Source organism: Methanoregula sp. PtaB.Bin085 (genome assembly GCF_002067035.1).
Taxonomy (GTDB): domain Archaea; phylum Halobacteriota; class Methanomicrobia; order Methanomicrobiales; family Methanospirillaceae; genus Methanoregula.
Genome location: NZ_MVQB01000046.1, coordinates 63821 through 84291, shown reverse-complemented (window position 1 = coordinate 84291; position 20471 = coordinate 63821). Strand labels below are relative to the sequence as shown.

The following is a 20471-nucleotide window of genomic DNA, read 5'->3' as shown; positions in this document are numbered from 1 at the left end:
CGCATTACCTTCACCCCGCACCCGTACGGTCGAAGTTTCACTTCTCCGCGGGGCGGCTTGCAGCCGCCCACACCCATAAAACATCCGGGAACCAACTGAGTATTACACAATGGACGCCATCGACACCTTCTTCCCGTACAGCGAATACCGCCCGGGCCAGCGGACCATGCTCGAAACCGTGGCCGCGGTTGCCCGCGACGGCGGCATCGCGATGATCGATGCCCCCACGGGATCCGGGAAGTCGAGTGTCGTTGCCTCGCTCCTCGCTGAGCGGAAGAAGCGCAAGATCGTGATTACGGTCCGGACCATCAGCCAGCTGAACACGTTCATCCGCGAGCTCGAGCTTGTCCGGAAGAAGCAGCCGCAGATAAAGACAGTATACCTCATCGGAAAGAAGAGCATGTGCCCGCTCGGCGGCGAGGGGGACGTGTACCGGCGGTGCGAGGGGGTCAAGGCGTTCTCCAACTCGCTGATGCGGGATCGGGCAGAGAAGGGTGCGCTCAACCCGATCAAGGATCCCTTCATCGTCCAGCAGATCCGGCGGATGGATAAAGAGCACCCGCTGCTCTGTCCGTATTACATTGCCAGCAGGCAGTTCGTGCCGGCCGAGACGATGGGAGTCCGCATGATCCCCTCGGCCGACCTGAAGAACCGGGCCGACCGGGTGATCGCGAACCCGGTGCCGCCAAAGGAGCTTTCCGAAGTGTGCGGCCAGTGCTGCCCGTACGAGCTGATGATGCAGGCCGCCCGGACTGCCGACGTCGTGATCCTCAACTACCACCATCTCTTCGACCGGGAGATCCGTGAGCAGCTCTACGCGAACCTCGGGGTCGAGCCGCAGGACGTCCTGCTCCTGATCGACGAGGCGCACAACTGCGGGGACACCATCACCGGCATCATGACCGCGACGATGGAGCAGAAATATCTCGAGATGGCCTCCCGCGAGCTGGCCGGGATCGCACGGAGCAGGCACAAGGGGGCGGAAGCGGTCCGTCACGTGCTCCCCAGGCTCACGGAGTTCATGAAGGGGCTCGAGAACTCCCGCGATCCCGAGGACTGGTTCGATCCCGCGATCTTCGACCGGATGATCGTGAAGGAGTCACTCTACAAGTCCCTGGACGAGATCGTCGATGACCTCATCGGGATCGCCGAATCGATCAAGGAGAAGAACCAGAAGGCCGGGCAGTACCGCGAGACCGCCATCGAGGGGCTCACAGAGTTTTTGCTCCGGCTCGCCCAGTCCGCGTCGGACCCGGCCTACCTGACCGTGTACCGGAAAGGCGAGGGCGGGATCACGCTCGAGGTGCGCAACATCGACCCGGCAGCAGCGCTCACCGATGTCTGCCAGCAGCACGCCTGCGCCGTGCTGATCTCGGGCACGCTCTCGCCCGTTGAAAGTTTCCGGAAATTCTACTTCGGCGACATACCGGTCACCACCCTCTCCCTGCCCAACGCGTTCCCGAAGGAAAACCGGCTCGTTGCCTGCGCAAACGACATCACCACCGCGTACTCGATGCGGCAGAATAAGGAAAACTCCGCAAAGGTCGTGGAGTACATCCGGGCCTTCGCGGCGCTGAAGGGCAACCGGGCGATCTATTTCCCGAGTTACCAGATCCTGGAAACCTACGCGGAACTTGCCCGGCCGCACCTGCGGGGCCGGCAGATCTTCACCGAGCCCCGCGATGCGGCAGATGCCGGCGCTGCCCTCACGGCATTCCTCAGTCTCCCGCAGCGGGGGGAATCGGGGATTATGTTCGCGGTCTGCGGCGGGAAGTGGAGCGAGGGGCTCGATTACCGGGGCGAGATGCTGAACGGGGCGATGGTCGTCGGCCTCCCGCTGGCCCCGTTCAACAGCGTCCGCAGGATGATGATCGATTACTTCCGGCACAAGTTCGGGGCGGAGGGCGAGTTCCTCTGCTACACGCTGCCGGCAATCAACCGCTCGCTGCAGGCGCTGGGCCGGGTGCTCCGCACCCCGGAAGACCGGGGCGTGCTCGTGCTTGCCGAGAAACGGTTCCTCGAGCCCCGCGTGAAGAGTGCCCTGCCGGTCTGGATCCAGGAAGAGATGATCGCGTGCGATTCCGCGGGGTTCCGGGAGGTGGCAGGGCGATGGCAGTGACGAGCGGCTCGTGCCGGTTCGGGCTGTGGTACGTCCGCGTGGAGTGGCGCGGCGATACGGTGTACCGTGTACAGTTTGCGGCAACCGGCACCCCCGGGGACGTCCCCGGTCCCCTCCGGCAGTTCTGCGCCGGCCGACCGACCGACCTGACGGTGCTCGATGCCCCGGCCCTCCATGGCGATGAGGCATACGCGAGGATCTACCGGGCGGTCCGGCAGATCCCGTACGGGAAAACCGCAACCTACGGGGAGATCGCGGAGATCGCCCGGACCCATCCCCGCGTTGTCGGGCAGGCAATGGCCCGCAACCCGGTCCCGCTCGTGATTCCCTGCCACCGTGTTATCGCGGCAGACGGCATCGGGGGATTCTCGCCGGATATCGCGATCAAGGAAGAGCTGCTCACCATGGAGAAGAAAGCAGTACGCAAACTACAATTGGACAGCGGGATAACACAATCAGAGACACAGTAAGAGATGTTTTTTCATTCCCATGGCACTGTATTATACAATCCCGGCCAGAGATATTTGTGCGGATAACAGACCGGCAGGAGCCGAGCCGGGGCGTGCCGGGCGGTGCCGGTCATGAGATCGGCAATCATCCTCGTGGGAGGGGAAGCCCGGCGCGCAAACGGGCAGGAGAAATATTTCTTCCGGTACCAGGGAAAGACCTTCATCGAGCGGCTTACCGACACCCTCCGCGGGGTTGCAGACGAGATCATCATCGTTGCAAAGAATCCGGAGCAGTGCCGGCGTTTTAACGCACTGCAGGATGTGCGGTGCATTCCCGATATCCGGCAGGGGATCGGCCCTATCGGAGGACTGCATGCCGGAGCATCTGCGGCAAAAGGGGATCTGCTTTTTGTCTCTGCCTGCGACATGCCCTGCCTCGAAAGCGCTGTTGTGTCATACCTGTTCGATGCGATCGGGAATGCGGACGCGGCAATTCCCTGCTGGAACCAGGACATGCTTGAACCGCTCCATGCAGTATACCGGCGGGACGTCCTGCTCCGGTACCTGGAGAGCCACGATTCCTATTCCCTCCGTCCCATGATCCGGAGCTTCAACACGAGGTACATTCCCGTCGAAGACCTCCGCCGGCTCGACCCGGAACTCCGGACCTTTACCAACATCAACAAGCTCGAGGAACTTGACTGGATCAACAACCCGGGCAGCAAAACCTGAAAAACGGGCGGAAACCCGCGGAAAGTACATCGCAATAATTCACTATATAAATATATGCAATGAGATCCACGTATTCTATTGTACAACAGCAGAATGCGCCAGACATCATGGACGTACCGGGGATGACTGCACGTGCGTGAACACCTCTTTGACGAATTCGAGGAAGTCCTGCAGCTCTTCATCATCGCTGCCGCCTGCATCGGGGCGATCCTTACCACGGTCTTTTCCCTGACGCACGGCATCACCGAAGTCTTCCCCTTCCTGTACATCCTCCCCATCATCCTCGTCGTCTACTTCTACCCGAAGCGGGCCGTCATCTTCTCGCTCTGCATCGGCCTCATGTACATCAGCCTCGTCTTCCTCCTCGCCTCCCACAACACCAACCTGATGGTGATCGCCACCGCGTGGTTTGCCATCTTCATGACCATCGGCGTCGTTGCCGCATCCTATGCCACCCGGCTCCTTGCGGAGAAGCACCGCATCCGTTACATCATCGACAACTCGCAGGACGGGATCTTCTGTTTCGAAATCTCAGGCGGGAAACTGATCGAGATCAATACCAAGTTTGCCATGCAGCTCCGCTTCGAACGCCCGGAACTCCTTGGCACGGAGATCTCCCGGATCTGGACGGACGATAAGGAACGCGAGAGGTTTGTACAGCTGGTCATGAGCGGGAAGAAACCGATCGAGACGGAGATCCTGTTGCGCGCAAAAGACGGGACGATTCTCCGGTTTGTCATATCTCCCCTCGAGATCGCTCACGACCGGATCCTCTGCTCCGCGGTGGACGTGACGGGCGAGAAGATCGTTGACGAGGAGATCAGGAAAACCCTGGATGATCTCGAGGAGCAGGTCAGGGCCCGGACAGCGCATCTCGAACGGATCAACGAGGAACTCAAAGCGGAGATTCTCGAGCACCGCCGGTTCGAGAGTACCATGCTCGAGAACCGGAAGAGCTTCCGCGATGATGAGGAGAAGCCATGACCCCCGGCATGACAGCTCCCCAGCGGCACCAGATTTCGTGGGCTGTTGCCATCCTCGCCACGATCGCGCTCGCCGTGTACTCGACCATCTATTCGCTGACACACGGGATCTATGAAGTATTCCCGTTCCTGTACTTCCTGCCCATCATTCTCTTCGTGTACCAGTACCCGAACCGGGGAGTTCTCTTCTCGCTTGGCCTTTCCACGGTCTTTTTATCCCTCGTCTACTTTTACAGCACCTCAAATACCACCTTCATCGCCGTCTCAACCGCATGGTACGTGATCTTCGTCACGATCGGGGTCGTCACCTCCTCGTTTGCCGAGGGGCTGAAAGCCGAGGAGCGGAAATACCGGGGGATCTTCGAGAACTCGCAGGCCGGGATCTTCACCTTCGATCTCACGACCCAGGAGATCCGGGAGACCAACGCCAAGTTCGCCCGCATGCTCTCCTACGAGCGCGAGGATCTCATCAGCCGGAACCTCTCCCAGGTCCTGTACGATGCCGACGGGAAGGTATCCTTTATCCGGAGCATCGCCGAAACGCAACGGACCGGCGATACCGAGCTCTTTTTCCATACCCGCGATGGTGCCGTGCGGCAGTTCCTCATCTCTGCCTCACTCTCCCCGGGCAACATCGTGATCTGCTCGGCCATCGATATCACCGAGCGCAAGATTGCCGAGCAGGTGATTGCCAAGGCACGCGAGGACCTGGAACAGCGGGTGAAGGACCGGACCGAGGAACTGACGCAGGCAAACGAGATCCTCAAGTCCGAGATCCAGGAGCGGAAGCGGTTCGAGGCAGCGATCCAGCTCGCCAACCGGAAACTCAACACGCTCTCGTCCATCACCCGCCACGACATCCTGAACCAGATAACCGCCATCGTCATGTACCTCTCGCTTGCGGAAGAGGCGGTCTCGGACCCGGGGGTTATTGATCATCTCAAGAAGATCGAGAAGGTCACCGAGCTCATCCAGAAACAGATCCGGTTCACCCGGGATTACCAGACCATCGGGGAGAACGCTCCGCAGTGGCAGAATGCCGCCACCACTATTGACAACGCGGTCGGCGGTCTCGACCTCAAGGGGATCCGGATTGAAAAGGATCTCGGGGGCCTCGAGATCTTCGCTGACTACCTGCTCGAAAAGGTGTTCTACAACCTTGTGGAGAACTCCGTGCGCCACGGCGGTAAGGCAACCGTTATTCGCTTCTCGTACCGCAGAGACGGCGACGAACTTGTCCTCCTGTGCGAGGATGACGGAGTGGGCATCCCTGAGGGGGCCAAGGAGCGGATCTTCAAGCGGGAATATTACCGGAACACCGGCTACGGCCTATTCCTCTCGGACGAGATCCTTAGCATTACCGGCCTCACGATCCGGGAGACCGGCGAGCCCGGGAAGGGTGCACGGTTCGAGATCCGTGCACCGAAGGGGACCTGGCGGCTTTCTCACACAGACAGCCATTCCTGATTGGCCAGGCACATCCATGACCGATCGGCTGGAAGAGTTCAAAAAGATCTTTTTTATGCCGCCGGGTTACGTGGTGATGAACAGTTTTTCCACGCATATCCTCCGCAAGATGGATGCATCCGAGCGGAAGGAGGCAGAACATCTCCTGCTGGAAGCCGGGGAGCAGGGAACCTCTGATCCGCGAGCCGTCCAGGGACTCGCCGAACTGAGGAGCGGGGCTGCCATCCCGCTCCTCCGCCGCCGGCTGCCGCGCCCGGAAGCGGACGATACCGGCTGGGTCCGCTTCCCGGGCCATATCATCGACACCGCGGTCGCTCTCTGGCAGATTGACCGCGATCCCGCTGCGTTTTACTACCCTTCAACGGTTGCCCGGCGTGCAACGGACCCGTTTGTCCTTATCGACGCCTGCGTTGCCCTCCGGCGGTTCCCGTTCTCGGAAACGATCGATACCGTCCGGCCCCTGATGCGCCATACGGAGATGCTCGTCCGCTGCCATGCGGTACAGACTGCCCTGTTCGTCACCGGGCTGAATACCGATGAGTGTGCGATACCTGACCCCGCTATCCGGATCATGCAGGACAACCCGGCGGTATGGGAGGACGTGATTGCTGAGGTTGATGAGGCGATCCGGGAGATCCGGCTGCCATCAGTCAGCGAAGAGATGCTGCAGCATCACGGCATAACGGGCGCGGGACCCGGGGAGCGTTTTCCGTGAATCACCTGCCGGACAGGATGCCCGGGGAGACCGGCCTGCAGTACCTGGGAAGGGTTCCCCTGTACTATCCTGAGATGACGCTTCCCTGCGCTTGGGACGATGGAATCTTCCGGCTCGTGGCCGGCCTGCCCGGGCTCTCCGTCAATGAGCACCATGAATTCATCGCCGGCCTTGATACAAATATTGCCGGTACCCTCGCGGTATTTGCCGGGCGGATGGCAATGCTCTCGGTCCGGAAAAACAACCCCGCCCTGCTTGTTGCCGGTCTTGCTGCACGGGGGCTCGCCCTCATCCCGGCGGACATGGAGGGACAGCGGATGGCACTCTGCGAACTGACGCAGCTGCACCATAGCGCCAAAAAACTCGGGATCGATCCAGTGTCATTGTTCCATGAAGCGGTCGGTCTCGCGGGAAAAGAGAGTGCCGGGATCCTCGCGTTCCTCGATCGGGAGCCGCGGAACCGGAGTATTGAATGCATGGGATATTATGAGGTGGAAGGCCCCTCAGGCCTCATCTACTGGTCCGGCGACTGCCCGGTTGCGGAAGGGCTGCTGTACGACCGGCCCCTGATCCCGGACGAACTGCGGGAGTTCTGGGCAGCACACGATATCTCCCTGTTTTACCGCGGCCTGTTCGAAACGGCAAAGCCGGTCCTCGCCGGACTCTCCAGGGCGGAACACGGCACGGATACGAACCTGCTTGCCGGGTCGACCGAATCGAGCGTCTGGCATACGTTCACGGATCCCTCCGGCACGGGATGGAATACCATCACCTTCCGGGGCCTTATGACCGGGTCCGATGTGCCGGGCGGCAGGTGGATGACCATCGATGTCAACGGCAACCAGGTATTTGGCGCGACTGCATCGGACACGCCCCCGGGCAACGGAGTACCGTTCGAGATCACCCGCTCCTTTGCGCAGTCGCCCACTGCAACCGTGAAGATTGCCAATGGCCAGAACCCGGCATGGGGACCGCGGTTCGCGATGCATTACTATTCGGTAACTTTAAGCCGCCAGAGCACGACTGCTGCACTGAAGATGCAGGCACCAGCGTTCGTAATACCTGATGGCAAAGGACTGCTTGTGAACGGGACGTTACGGTGAATGAAGGGATTGCGTATCCCTTTTTAACAATGGATTGGATGCGAGAGGAGGGCACGTGATGACAGGTTGTCCCACCGGGAAAAGGAGGATGGGGGCAATCTGTCCGCTTCTCTTTCTCCTGATCATATTTTTGTGGGTCGTTGGACCGGCTATCGCCGGGGCCCCCCCGGCAGAAAACCGGCCCGGCTACCTCCTGCCCAACCTTGTCCCCCCGTATATCAATACGCCGTATGGGGATTGTTTTTCCGCTGATGAACTCTCTCGAGCCGGCAGCCGGTCTGTCCGGCAGCCGCCGTTCTTTCCCGGCATGTCGCCGTACGCTGCGTTCATGAACATCTCCTGCAACCGGACCGGCGACCGGTATGTTACCGAATCCTGGTACTTCACGGACTGGGACGAGTTCCGGCAGCAGCGGGAAGATCTGTTCCGGTACCTTGCCCGGCACGGGACGGTCTCCAACGTAACCCTTGACCTTTCGGAAGAACTGGCCCGGACAAACAACACCTATGTTGCGGGGCTGAAGACCCATTCGGTCGATGCCGTACGGTACGAAAGCCGGGAGACCTCGGGATATTTCCTTATTTTCTCCACGGATTTTTTCCCGGGATCCAATTATTATATTGTGTACTATGGCGTAGTCGGTCCTGCCGGCCTGCAGCAGCATTCACACAATCTTGAGACACTCATCATGACAGTATTCCCGGGGATGATGGAATACCAGACCTTCGAGAGCAACCCGGCTTCTCCCATGGAAGCGCCGCCGGTCCCGATTCCTGCGGGGATAAGCGTCGTTGCTGCAGCTGCTGCGATCGCTGCACGGGCGTTCCGGAAGCGGGACGTACCTTTTTCATAGTATGCAACGCGATTTTTTTTAACGGGATATCGGAAGAGGGATCACGCAATCCTCATCCCGGCTGGCAGGTCAACGGAATGGACACGCACGGATCCTCCCACCAGTGCCCTGAGAGCGTTCCTTCGTACTACCACGAGATGACACTCCCCTGCATATGGGACGAGGGCATCCTCTGCCGGATGAACTGCCTGCCCGGCCTTTCCGAGTGTGAACGGCACAGATTCATCACCGGGATCAATACGGAGAGTGCCGGGACCCTGAAGGTATTTGCCGGGCGGATGGCCATGCTCAGTGTCCGGAAAAAGGATCCCGGCATGCTTATCGCCGGCCTCGCGTCCATGGGGCTTGCCCTCCTCCCGGCCGACATGGAGGGACAGCGGATGGCACTCTGCGAACTGACGCAGCTGCACACCAGTGCGAAAAAACTGGGGCTCGATCCGGCGGAGGTATTCAAAAAAGCCGTGGCGATGGGGGGAAAAGAGAGTGCCGGGATCCTCGCGTTCCTCGATCGGGAGCCGCGGAACCGGAGTATTGAATGCATGGGATATTATGAGGTGGAAGGCCCCTCAGGCCTCATCTACTGGTCCGGCGACTGCCCGGTTGCGGAAGGGCTGCTGTACGACCGGCCTATGATCCCGGATGCACTGCGGGAATTCTGGAACCAAAACGATATCTCCCTTTTCTACCGGGGATTGTTCGAGACCGGTAAACCGATCCTGTCCCGGCTCACCGGCCCGGAACGTGACCGTATCGAAGGTCTGTACCGCGAAGCGTTCCGGGCCGGCAGCCGGGACTCCCGGGTCATCCTCGGGCTCGGGTGGCTGCATTCCGAGGAGGCTGAGCCGGACCTGCAGGCGCTCATGATCTCTTCCGCTTCACCGGAGCAGGCCCGGGCCGATGCCGCGGTCGCGCTCCGGGATATTGCTGCGGATAGAAGATCCCATGGAACGCTACTGTCGATTCTCGCTGCTTCATCCTCATCGTATACCCGGCAGGCCGTTGTAACGGCGCTCCGGGAGTTCCCGGCCGGCGAGACGGAAACGGTCCTGAAAAATGCCCTGCTGGACCGGGACAAGTCGGTTCGGACCGAGGCTGTGTATTCACTGATGGCGCTGCACGGGATTCTGGCTGATGGGCTCGACTGGCCGCGGTTCATGAGCGATCTCATGCTCGGGAAGCCGGAGGCGGTTGTGGAGATCGAGCGGCAGATGGCGGGGAAATAACAAACGAAAGTCAAGTCTGGTGTAGGGGGGGGCGATCTCACCGTGGTATCAACCATAATTCTTCCGGCAGTCCGGATGATTTGAGGGCCCGGTATTCAGACAATATCACAGGAAGAATTTTTTGAGAATCAAAAAAAAGAATGCATATATATCCAGAGGAATGACTCAATTGTTCAGTAAACCAGCTCACCTGCGTTTGGGAAATGATGAATCCATCAGCCTGAAGTGACGATACAACCAGTAGATATTTCCCTGATACTTCCGTACGGGCATCTGAAAGCAGCCTGAAAAATGATAGTCATGACACCTGAACAGAACCTGCTTCACTCCCATGATACGAAATCCGTTATCCGGATTGCCGTCAGTCTGGTTATCGGAGCAATTGGTTTTGGATATACCGGAATTTTCTGGGGTGAAGGAATTCACCCGCTCGGGGACAGCATCATATTCCTGCCATTCAATTTCTGGTACATCGTCGCAATATGGGGGATAATTTTAGGCATCCTGACACTTGACTGGAAGACTGCCATAGTTCTTCTGCTTTTGGGTCTGGTTGCCGGAATTGCCAGTATCATTGTCGGAAACCTGGGGGGGCTTGTTTTTCTCGCAGTAATTTTCGGATGGTTTCAATTGATCTCTTATCCCCTGCTCCCGTTATTTTTTCTTTATTGCGGCTATCTGTTTCACAAAGCAGGAAAACCGATCCACATGACCGTCCTTTTTATTTTATTCATCTCCGGGGCGATAGACTGGGTGCTTATGACAGTTACCTTTCTCTTTCATGATAATTACCGGCAGTTCGATATCCTTTTTCACGCTCCGTTATTCGGCAATGCCCTTTTGTTTGCCGGAATCGGGTTGTTGATCGGAGCAATCATGGGATACGGGATCAAAAAGATCGAAACAATGGCCCTTTTCGGGATGATAGGATTAACCCTCGGATCATACTGGATGTCGGTTTATTCTGATCCTTATGCATATATGACAAGCGCTAACGATATCCTGATGTATTCCCGTATGGCTGCAACGATGGGGGTCTTTATGGTGGCCGGATTGTTCTGGCCGGAAAAAGAGATACCATCAGGCGCTGTCATTCCTCCTGCAGACGAGATTCCTGAAAAGCGATGCCTGGTTGAAACGTGAATAAAAGAGTCTTGATCATAATTGAATCATGAAAATCAGTTAATGGCCAGGAATTGATAGGATGGACTCCCCGCCTTGTGCGTGCCCTGTGTCGAAGAATCATGTGGATTGGAAAAATTGATAAAAGACATCCCGCCGGAATCCGGCCGGCTCAGATATTCTTCTTCCGGCCGCTCGCGTCCCGCATGTAGTGGCCGAACTCGCTCTTGAGGAGCTTGTCGCCGGTGAAGACCGGCCCGTCCCGGCAGACGCGGAGGCCGGAGGGATCGATGCAGCAGGAGCCGCACACCCCGACCCCGCACTTCATGTACCGGTGGAGGGAGAACTCTGTCTTGTGGGCGATTCCCTTCTCGTCCACCTTTGCGAGCACGGCCCGCATCATGACCTCCGGCCCGCAGACCGCGATCCGGTCGTACGCGGCGAGGTTCAGGTCTTCCATGAGCTGGGTGACGAACCCTTTCGTCCCGAGCGTGCCGTCGTCCGTTGCGATGATGACATCCGTCAGCTCGTCCAGCTGGTCCATGAAGAGGAGCTCGTTCTCGGTCCGGGCGCCGAGCAGCATCGTCATGACGCAGTCGGCCCGGGCAAGGGGCAGGAGCGGCGCGGCACCGACACCACCGGCGATAGCGAGGTACTTCTCCCCTTTCGGGAAGCCGTTCCCGAACGGCCCGCGAATCCCGATCTTCCCCCCCTCGCCGATATCGAACAGGGCTGATGTCGCATCGCCGACCTTCTGGACCGTGATGCTGTTCTCCGAGGAGAGCGCCATGGGGATCTCGTCAGTGCCCGGCACCCAGACCATGACGAACTGGCCGGGGACCGAGGGGAACGGAGTGTCAAACCAGAATGTCCGCACGGACGGGGTCTCCTGCTTCACCCGCTGGATGGTGACCGGTACCGGGAGGCCTTCAGGCATGGGCGCACCCCACGATCTCGTCGGCGCTGATGCCGTCCTTTGCATACAGTTTCCCCGCGATCTTCGAGAAGATGGTAACGTCGCCCTGCACGGCGCTGCCGATCTCGACAGCCCGGGCGCCCGCCATCATCATCTCGACCACGTTATCGGCGCTCGCGATCCCGCCGCACCCGATGATCGGTATCTTGACGGCCTCGTAGAGATCGTATACGCAGCGGACCGCAACCGGGAAGATGGCGCTTCCCGAGAGGCCGCCGAAACGGTTGCCGAGCACCGGCCTGCGCAGCCCGGTTGAGATCCGCATGGCCTTCACCGTGTTGATCGCAACGATCGCAGTCGCCCCGCCGCGTTCAGCGGCCTTCCCGATCGCGGTGATATCGGTGACGTTCGGCGTGAGTTTGACCCAGGTGGGCGCACCGAGGCGGCTCACGGCCCGCGTGCAGGCCTCGACAAGACCGGGATCGCTTCCGATCGCCGCCCCGTACCCCTCCGCATGGGGACAGGAGAGGTTCAGCTCGAAGCCGGCAGCCTTTCCGGTAAACCACCCGGCAACCTCCCCGAATTCCTCCGGTGTTCCGCCGAAGATGCTGACAACCACCGGTTTTTTTGCCAGCGGCGCAAGTTCGTCCACGAACTCTTTCGAGGGATTTGGGAGGCCCATCGCGTTCAGGATGCCGTCCTCCAGTACCACGAGGCAGGGGCCCGCGTGACCGTCCTTGGGCGCCGGCCCGATAGATTTCGTGACAACGCCGCCCGCCCCAAGCGTGAGCATCCTTGACAGGGAGGCCCCGGTCGTGCCGAGAACCCCGGCTGCAAGGAGCAGGTGGTTCTCCAGGGTCACGCCGCCGACCGTCACTTTGCCGGGCCTGAGTGCTACCATTCACCAGAAATTGGTTGTTAAAAATATATAGAACAGCTCTGGAGAGATCCTGTGATCCCGTGGTGACGTTCCCCGGGGGTTCTGATGAACCCCTCTGACACCACTCCCGTATTGCGACATCACTGAATTACCTGTATATTCGATGGAGATTTTCCAGGAAAGGTAATGCAGAGGAATCGCAAGCGCTCCCGTCACAATCGGGAGCAGGGCTGGCACAAGGGGGGTAATAATTATTTTTCGCTCTGGAGAAATCGTACCTACAATGCACTCAGTGGATTTGTGAAAGTGACCCCCTCTCTCCCCCAGAGGGGGAGGCAGCCCAAGGGGGCAAGCCCCCTTGACCACCGTTTTCCATCTTGATACCCATATACTGCAATGCTCCACGGGGCGAGGGTCGACAGACCCCGAGCGCCCGTGGCTCCATCATTATCAGACACATCCCCTTCCAGGTTTTCTACAGAGCCGATTTTTCTTGAGAATTTCTCCAGAATCTCATGACCATCTCATTTGGAGTGTCTCAGGCAGTTCCGCCAGGCACTCCCGGAAAACCGCATCATCCGTCACCGGTCACCCTGCCGGTGCACCACCCAGGACGCTGTGCCGGTACCCGTACAGGAAATAGATGACAAGGCCGACAGCGAGCCAGACCACGAAGCGGAGGAGCGTGATCGCCGGCAGAACAGCGATAAGTCCGAGACAGAAGAGCATGCAGAGGAGGGGCACGAACGGTACGAGCGGCGTCCGGAACGTCCGCGGGGCATCGGGATCGGTCCTGCGGAGGATGACGACCGTGATGGCAACGATAAAGAACGCGGAGAGCGTGCCGACATTGACCAGCTCCACGATGATATCCAGCGGGAGGAGGCCGGCGATAACTGCTGTCGCGGAGCCGGTGATGAGGGTGACGAGCAGCGGCGTCCGGTACACGGGGTGGACGGCCGAGAACACCCGGGGCAGGAGCCCGTCCTGCGCCATGGCATAGAAGATCCGGGTCTGGCCGAAGAGCGTGACGATGAGGACCGAGGTGAGCCCGGCGATCGCGCCCGCCGAGACGAGCGCGGCGCCCCACGGTATGCCGATCGCCGACAGGGCAGAGGAGATGGGTGCGTTGTTGTTGTGGAGCGCCGTGTACGGGACGATACCGGTCAGCGTCGCGGCGACCGCGATGTAGAGGACCATCACGATCACGCACGAGCCGATGATGCCGATCGGGATGTTCCGCCGCGGGTTTGCCGTCTCCTCGGCAGCGGTTGTGACTGCATCGAAACCGATGTAGGCAAAGAAGACGATGGAGGCGCCGGTCAGGATCCCGCCCCAGCCGTACGGCATGAACGGTGTGTAGTTGGCGGCATCGATATGGCCGGCGGCAAGGAAGAGGAAGAGGAGGATCACTGCTATCTTGAAGATGACGATGATGTTGTTGATAAGGGCGCTGCCCCGGACCCCGAAGGTGAGGAGAATGGTTATGGCCATGATGATGAGGATCGCCGGAAGGTTCACGATTCCCCCGGAGACGCCGTACGCGTTGCTGAACGCGGCGGGGAGCGGGAAGCCGGCACCCGCAAAGAGGGTCGCTACGTATCCCGACCAGCCCACGGCAACAGCGGATATGGAGAACGCGTACTCGAGGATCAGGTCCCAGCCGATGATCCATGCGCAGATCTCGCCGATGCCCGCGTAGGCATACACGTACGCGCTGCCGGCGCAGGGAACCATCGAGGCCAGTTCCACGTAGCACATCGCGGCGAACAGGGCAACGATCCCGGAGATGACGAACGAGAGCACGACCGCCGGCCCCGCGTAGTTGCCGGCAGCAACGCCCGTGACCACGAAGATGCCGGCGCCGACCGTTGATCCGATCCCGAGGAAGAGGAGTTCCCACGGGGTGAGGACGCGCCGGAGGGCATTGCGGGCCGTGCATTCGCCGACGAGCTGCATGAGCGGCTTTTTCCGGAACGGTCCTCCGGCCGGTTGCCCGTTGCGTGCAGTCATCGGTATTCCGGAAGATTGCTTGAGCGTTGTGCGGGAAAAGGGTATGGCTTTTGATCCGGGGGGCTGGGCGGGCCGGGATTTTTTTGCAGATCCGTAATTCATCCACTGCTGCGAAGGGGATTGCCGGGCGGGGCGGGAGCTGGAGATACCTCCGGAACATACCCGGCACGCCCGGGTACGGAGCAACGGGCAGAACCCCCGGGACTACTAACTGCCAGTGAGAAGGTTTATTGCAGTTTACTAATTACTAATTAGTATGGTGTCCAGTGCCCTGCTGCGGCAGCTTGTTGTCCAGCAGAAAGCGCAGATCGAAAAACGCGGGCAATATATTGAGCGGACCATCTTCAGGACATTGGCCGGCGCTCTTGGCGATGAACGGGTACTCATCCTTGCCGGTATCCGGAGGTGCGGGAAATCCACGCTCCTGAAACAGCTCATGCAGTCCTCCACCGGTTTCTGTTATGTCAATTTCGACGATGAACGCCTGCTTGGTTTTCATGCTGCGGACTTCGAGATTCTCAACGAAGTGCTCCTCGAAGTGTACGGACCATCCGGCACCTATTTCTTTGACGAGATCCAGAACGTGGAGAAGTTCGAGACGTTTGTGCGCAGGCTCAGGGACGATGGCAAAAAAGTGATCATCACCGGCTCAAATGCCGCCCTGCTCAGCCAGGAATTCGGCACGCGGCTCACCGGGAGGTACAAACTTTTTGAGATTTTTCCATTCTCTTTTGAGGAGTATCTCAGGTTCCGGAATATCACATGCAGGAAAGAGTCGCTGTACCTTTCAGAAGAAAAGGCGACCCTCATCCGGGAGTTTGGCCGGTATGCGGAAAGCGGGGGGCTGCCGGAGTACCTGCGGAACAATGATCCTGATTACCTCAAAACGTTGTACGATAATATCCTGTACCGGGATATCATTGCCCGCTATGCTATCCGGAGGCAGCGGATTGTCCGCGAGCTGGTGGGGATCCTTGCGTCCACGATAACGCTCCCGTTCACGTACAATGCCCTGAAAAAAACCCTTGGGCTGACAAACGCGATCACGGTCAAGGAATATATCTCGTACCTGAGCAGTGCATACCTCTTCTTCGAGCTCCAGCGCTTTGATTTCTCGATACGAAAACAGCTCACGTCCCCCCGGAAGATCTACGGCATCGATACGGCGTTATGCATCCTGAACGGTTTTTCATTGACACCGGACAAGGGACGGATCCTTGAAAATATAGTCTACATCGAGCTGAAGAGGCGGGGCAGCGAGATCTTTTACTATGCACAAGAGAGGGAATGTGATTTCGTGCTGAAGGACAAAAAAAAGATTATCACGGCCATCCAGGTCTGTCATGAATTAACGGAAAAGAACCGGGACCGTGAAATATCCGGCCTGCTGGAAGCGATGGGGGCGTTCGGCCTGAAGCAGGGACTGATCCTGACCCACGTCCAGGAGGACGAAATGGCGGTGAAGGAAAAAACCATCATAATAAAACCTGTCTGGAAATGGTTGCTGGAAGAAGGCGTGCAATAATCACCGGATTCCGGAATCTGAACGTGAAGAGTACCGGTTTCCGGAAAATCCTGGCAGTCCCCGGATATGTCCGTTTTTTCCACGGTTCCGGCAACCTGCTGTTTTCATCTTTTGGCGAAGACCAGGCGGCCGGGGAGTATTCCGGTTCCGCGCCGAGGGCAACTGTTCCCATTCTGCAGGAAGAAAAAAGTCACGCCGGGATTCATGGTATCTCACAGCTGCCGGCAGTTCTCTTCCTGGAAAGATCCTTTTGTGATCACGATACCGGTGCCGGCACTGTGCTCTTCCATGAGGATGAGGATATTTCTGGTATCGTTAAATCCGGGAATTAATACGGTCATAATGGTGATAAGTTCGGATCATACTGCCGGATTGGAGAAAATCCCGGGTTGAAAAACCCCCCTTCTTTTGTTTCTCTTTGCTGTAGTCCAGCCAAGAACGAATTTCGCGGTCTGAAAGGGTCTATTAGGGCACATTTTACATCCGGCGTGAAAAACCGAATCGGAGCCCATTACGGGCCCGGAAAAAGTGAATTTGCAACACTTTTCTGCGAATTCGTCACATTTTCGGGACACCCCAATATACAGGCACGAAGGGACTGGTTCCAAATCGCCCTATAATGGCTCCGATTGGCAAAAGGGGCACGATCTGTGAGGTCGCCTCCTTTGCCGATCTTCCCCCTCCTTTACACTCAGGGAGATATGGATCACAGGGGTGAACTGTCCTGGAGGGGGCCTGTCAGACAGTCAGATTCCCCCGCTGGCATCATTCCCGGCACCGCACCTGCCGGGATTTCACCGGATTCCCGGCCGGTACTTTTACCGGTTCCGTATGTGCCGGGAAATTTCCGAGTTCTCCGGTCGAAACATTATATGGTTCCGCATCTGCCGGGATATGACCGGATTTTCCTGACGGTACCGCTACCAACTCCGCATCTGACGGGATATGACCGGATTCTTCGGCCGGAAAACTTTCCGGGCCCGGGTCTGCCGGGATCTCACCGGACTCTTTCGCCGGCGTTTCTTCCGGATTCCGCATTCCCCGGAAAATTTCCGGTTTCTCCGGCCGGCACAATTTCCAAGCCTGATACTTCCGAGATCTCACCGGAATTTCCGGCCGGTATAGATTCTGGTTCCATATCTGCCTTGGTCTTATCGGATTCCCCGGCCGGTACCTTTTCCGGTTCCGCTTCTCCCGGTAAAATTCCGCATTCACCGACCGGCACATTGCCCGGCCCCGGGTCTGCAGGAATCTCACCGGATTTTCCGGCCGGCTCTGCTTCCGGTTTCGCGTTGGCAACAATTACGTACGCATTCCCGAGCGGTGTCGTGACCGCCGGTGATCTTTTCTTCCTGGCCGGCCACTGCACCGGCAGCGGCTGGCCGTCGCGGTCGAGTTCCACGAGCGAATCCGCAAGGACCCGGAAGAACCGGAAATTTCCCCGCGGCGAACAGATCCAGAGTTCGCGCGAGATCTGCAGGGACTCCGCGATGAGCCGGAGCGCCGCGAGATCCTCCGAAGCCTCAAGCTCAAGCGCCTGCTCCGAACACCGGATGTGGCGCATCCGTTTGATCCGTACGTGCACTACAAAGCCTGCGCAGTAGATGAGCAGCGTGGCAATCATGCCGGGCCGGAACCGTACGAGATCTACCTCGCCCCGCTTCTCCGCGACCCGGATCGCTGACCGGATCGCCTCCTTTGGTTTGCGTCCGCGGGTCATGGTTCCGGCTCCTTTTCCGGAGCTGTCGCTCTTCGTGTGTGGGTTTTCATTGAGTCGCTTTCCTCTGATTACCGGCATGCTCCTGTTACCGGGGGTTGGGGCCGGTTATTGGACAGGGCCGGGTTTGCCGGATTCTGTTATACTTTTGGATATATACGTTTTGTAGTATGATGGAAATTACGTGGTAGCGTAAAAAGTGAGGGCACGGCAAATACCCTTTTCATCTTAAACCCGGTAATTTGCTAGTGGTCTTACCGCCCTCTTCGAAAATTTTTCGGAGATATTAACATAGCAGGGCCCGCTGCTGTTGGAAACGTCAGGGCCTTTCAGAATCACGCTGGACTGGTCCGCAAAGAGCAGGCCTTCCAGAGGATCGATTGTATCCGCCAGCCCCTGGGCCCGGATGCTGCTCATGTTCGACAGGTCTTTCCCGTTAACGGAAATAAAAAAAACCGGTCTTGGGGCAAGTTCAGGATATTTATCCTGATCTGCTTTCATGCTGATACTAATCGAATCAGTGCCGGTACGATCAATTTTGTCTATGAAATCCATCCGTTCACAACAGGGATTCCAGTCAATATCGCCGGACCGGATGCCGGATACTACAATATCAGGTGAAATGAAGACAAGGAAAAGGACGAGAATGAATACAACAGGGAGAACACCCAGCAGGATCCTGCTGTGCAGTACCTGAGACCCGGGAGAGTCCTTGCTATCCCCGTCCCGTGTGCAGATCCAGTACTGGATACCTGCCCCGAGGGCTCCGAAGATAATAGCAATGCACACAAGCGGGAGAGCCGTTTCAAGATAAAACATCAGGTAGATGAATCCTTTTGTCAGCTGCAGATTCATCATCATGAGTACGGTTGTTGCAAGAGAGGAAACAATCCCATAGTAAATTCCCAACGCGGATGCAATTTCCAGAGAGGGAATCTCAGCGCGAAGGTGGTGAATTGTTAACGCACTGACAAACAGCATGAAAAGGATATACAGAAGATATCCTTCATACAATGGGATCCATTGTAAACTCCAGTTATACTCAAATATTTTCTCCCACATTGTTTTCGTGATGTGCGGAATAAAAAAAATGAATAAGAGGGCAACTGCTGCTCCGCTCAGGATTCCGGATGTTGTTGTGATTGCCAACGGTTTACGTTTCATTCCTACCACACTATAATTCAGCTGTAATGATCTATTTTAACCACTTGACCGGTATGTGCGTCAATCAATACACTGCCTCCAGTATGGATGAAGTCTTTCGGAGCGCCACTGACATCAGTGATCCAGACAAGGCGTTGATCGTTCTGACTGATTGCTATGACAGCAAGAATTGCACTGGCTTTCACTTCGTCAATGGCTGCGAATGCTCCAACCGATTTTGAAAGAGCTTCCTCTCTTGATACTGTTGGAACAATGTCGATATCCAGCGGCTGATCGATACCGATGTAACTGATTATATCACCACTTTGGGGATTAACTGAGATATCCACCATGTTGGGAATAATGACGTTGTTGATTTTCTCCCTCCAGGTGAAATAATATGTTTTTCCTGCCGAACCGTGATCAACCAGCCGGGATTGTGTCAGAATCATTGTCCTGTTGTAAAAATTTTGGTAATTCCTTCCGGCATAATCCTCTGCTCGGGTGAATGCGTCATCCTGGGAGATTTCAGCTGCGTTCCGGAACATATGCAGCGGGTTTGAGATCGGCTGTGCGTTCAGGAAAACCGCTGTCTCGACTTCACCGGTATTTACATTAACCGTGTACCACTCGCTGTCCGAGACAAGTTCGTAACTCTCTCCACGGGATGTCTTAATCGTTTCTTTCAATTCAAGGTTTCGTTCGGCTGTTTTTACGAACTTCTGCACGCTCACCTTCGCATCATCTGCCGTTGCCGGAGGAAGCCCCTCCCGTCGGTTGACAAATTTTGTATCGTGATACACCGGAGAATCCCGGGTTATTGACGGTTCCGCAGTCCTGATATTGATCACGGTATCAAGTGAGGCAAGAGTGTCAAGTTCACTGAGATCGACCCATGCAACAATATAATGGTCCTGTTCGTTGTGTTCCAGTACCGATGACAGATATGCATCAATATCCGTCATGGATGCCGAAGGATCAAGATCGATGGAGACGAGAACGAGGTTTTCGGCTGATTTAATTGAAGGGGTTGTATTACGGTGGACCACTTTTCCGGACGGACTATCCAGTGTATTTACCTTGAGCTTTCCTTCAATGAGCATCTGGTCCTCGACAGCATTCCGGTCCGGGCCGGTCCGGGGTGAGTTTGAATCAATAAGGTAATGGAGATCGGTCGAGATTTTCCGCTGCACTGATACCGGAATGGTTTTTTGTTGGAGTACTGGTTTAATCATTGTTGGTTCAGCGGACCAAGTTTCATCCACGAATAATGAAACGGGTGAAGGGGTAATTTCCGGAGTAGCTATTGTCACTTCTGTTGCTGTTTCGGCCGGCAACATCTTACTTGCATTCAGAGAAACCGAACTGGAATTGTTCAGAACTTCAGTTGTGGTTTCCGGGGAAATCGTTCCGTTACTCGCTTCTGCACATGCAAATGGGATATTGAATATCAATGTAACCAGTCCTAAAACTAGAATTACCTGGTACCTCATCTTCAGACATTCAATCAT

18 protein-coding genes are annotated in these 20471 nt (G+C 57.2%); 11 read left to right on the top strand and 7 right to left on the bottom strand.

Annotated features, from left to right (window positions below; genetic code table 11):
- The first annotated feature begins 109 nt into the window (after nucleotides 1-109).
- The 10 genes from A4E33_RS10120 to A4E33_RS10075 all read left to right on the top strand — a co-directional run bounded on the left by A4E33_RS10120 (nucleotide 110) and on the right by A4E33_RS10075 (nucleotide 10787).
- On the top strand, nucleotides 110-2119 hold the full coding sequence (locus tag A4E33_RS10120; RefSeq protein WP_292347804.1) for an ATP-dependent DNA helicase: 2010 nt from the start codon (nucleotides 110-112) through the stop codon (nucleotides 2117-2119).
- Nucleotides 2110-2589 (top strand): methylated-DNA--[protein]-cysteine S-methyltransferase, encoded by a 480-nt coding sequence (locus A4E33_RS10115; RefSeq protein ID WP_292347802.1) that lies wholly within the window; start codon nucleotides 2110-2112, stop codon nucleotides 2587-2589. Before A4E33_RS10120 ends, A4E33_RS10115 begins: the two co-directional genes overlap by 10 nt.
- Nucleotides 2590-2700: 111 nt before the next feature.
- Nucleotides 2701-3300, top strand: coding sequence for a molybdenum cofactor guanylyltransferase (locus tag A4E33_RS10110; RefSeq protein ID WP_292347800.1), 600 nt, complete (start codon nucleotides 2701-2703; stop codon nucleotides 3298-3300).
- A gap of 132 nt (nucleotides 3301-3432) precedes the next feature.
- A complete protein-coding gene (locus A4E33_RS10105) occupies nucleotides 3433-4284 on the top strand; it encodes a PAS domain-containing protein (RefSeq protein WP_292347798.1) in 852 nt (283 codons plus the stop codon).
- The gene (locus A4E33_RS10100) at nucleotides 4281-5750 is read left to right on the top strand and encodes a PAS domain-containing sensor histidine kinase (RefSeq protein ID WP_292347797.1); all 1470 of its coding nucleotides are present in this window, start codon (nucleotides 4281-4283) and stop codon (nucleotides 5748-5750) included. The genes A4E33_RS10105 and A4E33_RS10100 overlap by 4 nt, the downstream gene beginning before the upstream one ends.
- Before the next feature lie 16 nt (nucleotides 5751-5766).
- Nucleotides 5767-6465 (top strand): hypothetical protein, encoded by a 699-nt coding sequence (locus A4E33_RS10095; RefSeq protein ID WP_292347795.1) that lies wholly within the window; start codon nucleotides 5767-5769, stop codon nucleotides 6463-6465.
- On the top strand, nucleotides 6462-7568 hold the full coding sequence (locus A4E33_RS10090; RefSeq protein WP_292347793.1) for a hypothetical protein: 1107 nt from the start codon (nucleotides 6462-6464) through the stop codon (nucleotides 7566-7568). Before A4E33_RS10095 ends, A4E33_RS10090 begins: the two co-directional genes overlap by 4 nt.
- Before the next feature lie 58 nt (nucleotides 7569-7626).
- Entirely contained in the window at nucleotides 7627-8421 is a 795-nt protein-coding gene (locus A4E33_RS10085; RefSeq protein ID WP_292347791.1) for a hypothetical protein, read from the top strand.
- Nucleotides 8422-8498: 77 nt separating this feature from the next.
- Complete coding sequence (locus A4E33_RS10080) at nucleotides 8499-9644, top strand: HEAT repeat domain-containing protein (RefSeq protein ID WP_292347789.1); 1146 nt, start codon at nucleotides 8499-8501, stop codon at nucleotides 9642-9644.
- A gap of 300 nt (nucleotides 9645-9944) precedes the next feature.
- The gene (locus A4E33_RS10075) at nucleotides 9945-10787 is read left to right on the top strand and encodes a hypothetical protein (protein ID WP_292347787.1); all 843 of its coding nucleotides are present in this window, start codon (nucleotides 9945-9947) and stop codon (nucleotides 10785-10787) included.
- A gap of 151 nt (nucleotides 10788-10938) precedes the next feature.
- Here A4E33_RS10075 and A4E33_RS10070 read toward each other — a convergent pair whose 3' ends face one another.
- The 3 genes from A4E33_RS10070 to A4E33_RS10060 form a co-directional block, all read right to left on the bottom strand.
- Nucleotides 10939-11703 (bottom strand): dihydroorotate dehydrogenase electron transfer subunit, encoded by a 765-nt coding sequence (locus A4E33_RS10070; protein ID WP_292347786.1) that lies wholly within the window; start codon nucleotides 11701-11703, stop codon nucleotides 10939-10941.
- On the bottom strand, nucleotides 11696-12583 hold the full coding sequence (locus tag A4E33_RS10065; RefSeq protein WP_292347783.1) for a dihydroorotate dehydrogenase: 888 nt from the start codon (nucleotides 12581-12583) through the stop codon (nucleotides 11696-11698). Before A4E33_RS10065 ends, A4E33_RS10070 begins: the two co-directional genes overlap by 8 nt.
- Before the next feature lie 567 nt (nucleotides 12584-13150).
- Nucleotides 13151-14575 (bottom strand): amino acid permease, encoded by a 1425-nt coding sequence (locus A4E33_RS10060; RefSeq protein ID WP_292347782.1) that lies wholly within the window; start codon nucleotides 14573-14575, stop codon nucleotides 13151-13153.
- Nucleotides 14576-14831: 256 nt separating this feature from the next.
- Between A4E33_RS10060 and A4E33_RS10055 the strand changes: the two genes are divergently transcribed.
- A complete protein-coding gene (locus tag A4E33_RS10055; protein ID WP_292347780.1) occupies nucleotides 14832-16100 on the top strand; it encodes an ATP-binding protein in 1269 nt (422 codons plus the stop codon).
- 212 nt (nucleotides 16101-16312) lie between these two features.
- Here the strand turns inward: A4E33_RS10055 and A4E33_RS10050 are convergent, their stop codons facing one another.
- The 4 genes from A4E33_RS10050 to A4E33_RS10035 all read right to left on the bottom strand — a co-directional run bounded on the left by A4E33_RS10050 (nucleotide 16313) and on the right by A4E33_RS10035 (nucleotide 20471).
- Nucleotides 16313-16441 (bottom strand): hypothetical protein, encoded by a 129-nt coding sequence (locus A4E33_RS10050; RefSeq protein WP_292347778.1) that lies wholly within the window; start codon nucleotides 16439-16441, stop codon nucleotides 16313-16315.
- Nucleotides 16442-17097: 656 nt separating this feature from the next.
- On the bottom strand, nucleotides 17098-17820 hold the full coding sequence (locus A4E33_RS10045; RefSeq protein WP_292347776.1) for a hypothetical protein: 723 nt from the start codon (nucleotides 17818-17820) through the stop codon (nucleotides 17098-17100).
- Nucleotides 17821-18045: 225 nt separating this feature from the next.
- Nucleotides 18046-18678 (bottom strand): hypothetical protein, encoded by a 633-nt coding sequence (locus tag A4E33_RS10040; RefSeq protein WP_292347774.1) that lies wholly within the window; start codon nucleotides 18676-18678, stop codon nucleotides 18046-18048.
- Between the two features lie 320 nt (nucleotides 18679-18998).
- Entirely contained in the window at nucleotides 18999-20471 is a 1473-nt protein-coding gene (locus A4E33_RS10035; RefSeq protein WP_292347772.1) for a hypothetical protein, read from the bottom strand.

Coding starts and splice junctions, on each gene's coding strand:
- A4E33_RS10040 (WP_292347774.1), bottom strand. CDS start 18,678: ATGATGATGAATCTGCAGCTGACAAAAGGATTCATCTACCTGATGTTT.
- A4E33_RS10035 (WP_292347772.1), bottom strand. CDS start 20,471: ATGATTGAATGTCTGAAGATGAGGTACCAGGTAATTCTAGTTTTAGGA.
- A4E33_RS10055 (WP_292347780.1), top strand. CDS start 14,832: ATGGTGTCCAGTGCCCTGCTGCGGCAGCTTGTTGTCCAGCAGAAAGCG.
- A4E33_RS10095 (WP_292347795.1), top strand. CDS start 5,767: ATGACCGATCGGCTGGAAGAGTTCAAAAAGATCTTTTTTATGCCGCCG.
- A4E33_RS10100 (WP_292347797.1), top strand. CDS start 4,281: ATGACCCCCGGCATGACAGCTCCCCAGCGGCACCAGATTTCGTGGGCT.
- A4E33_RS10070 (WP_292347786.1), bottom strand. CDS start 11,703: ATGCCTGAAGGCCTCCCGGTACCGGTCACCATCCAGCGGGTGAAGCAG.
- A4E33_RS10075 (WP_292347787.1), top strand. CDS start 9,945: ATGACACCTGAACAGAACCTGCTTCACTCCCATGATACGAAATCCGTT.
- A4E33_RS10080 (WP_292347789.1), top strand. CDS start 8,499: ATGGACACGCACGGATCCTCCCACCAGTGCCCTGAGAGCGTTCCTTCG.
- A4E33_RS10085 (WP_292347791.1), top strand. CDS start 7,627: ATGACAGGTTGTCCCACCGGGAAAAGGAGGATGGGGGCAATCTGTCCG.
- A4E33_RS10050 (WP_292347778.1), bottom strand. CDS start 16,441: ATGACCGTATTAATTCCCGGATTTAACGATACCAGAAATATCCTCATC.
- A4E33_RS10060 (WP_292347782.1), bottom strand. CDS start 14,575: ATGACTGCACGCAACGGGCAACCGGCCGGAGGACCGTTCCGGAAAAAG.
- A4E33_RS10115 (WP_292347802.1), top strand. CDS start 2,110: ATGGCAGTGACGAGCGGCTCGTGCCGGTTCGGGCTGTGGTACGTCCGC.
- A4E33_RS10120 (WP_292347804.1), top strand. CDS start 110: ATGGACGCCATCGACACCTTCTTCCCGTACAGCGAATACCGCCCGGGC.
- A4E33_RS10110 (WP_292347800.1), top strand. CDS start 2,701: ATGAGATCGGCAATCATCCTCGTGGGAGGGGAAGCCCGGCGCGCAAAC.
- A4E33_RS10065 (WP_292347783.1), bottom strand. CDS start 12,583: ATGGTAGCACTCAGGCCCGGCAAAGTGACGGTCGGCGGCGTGACCCTG.
- A4E33_RS10045 (WP_292347776.1), bottom strand. CDS start 17,820: ATGACCCGCGGACGCAAACCAAAGGAGGCGATCCGGTCAGCGATCCGG.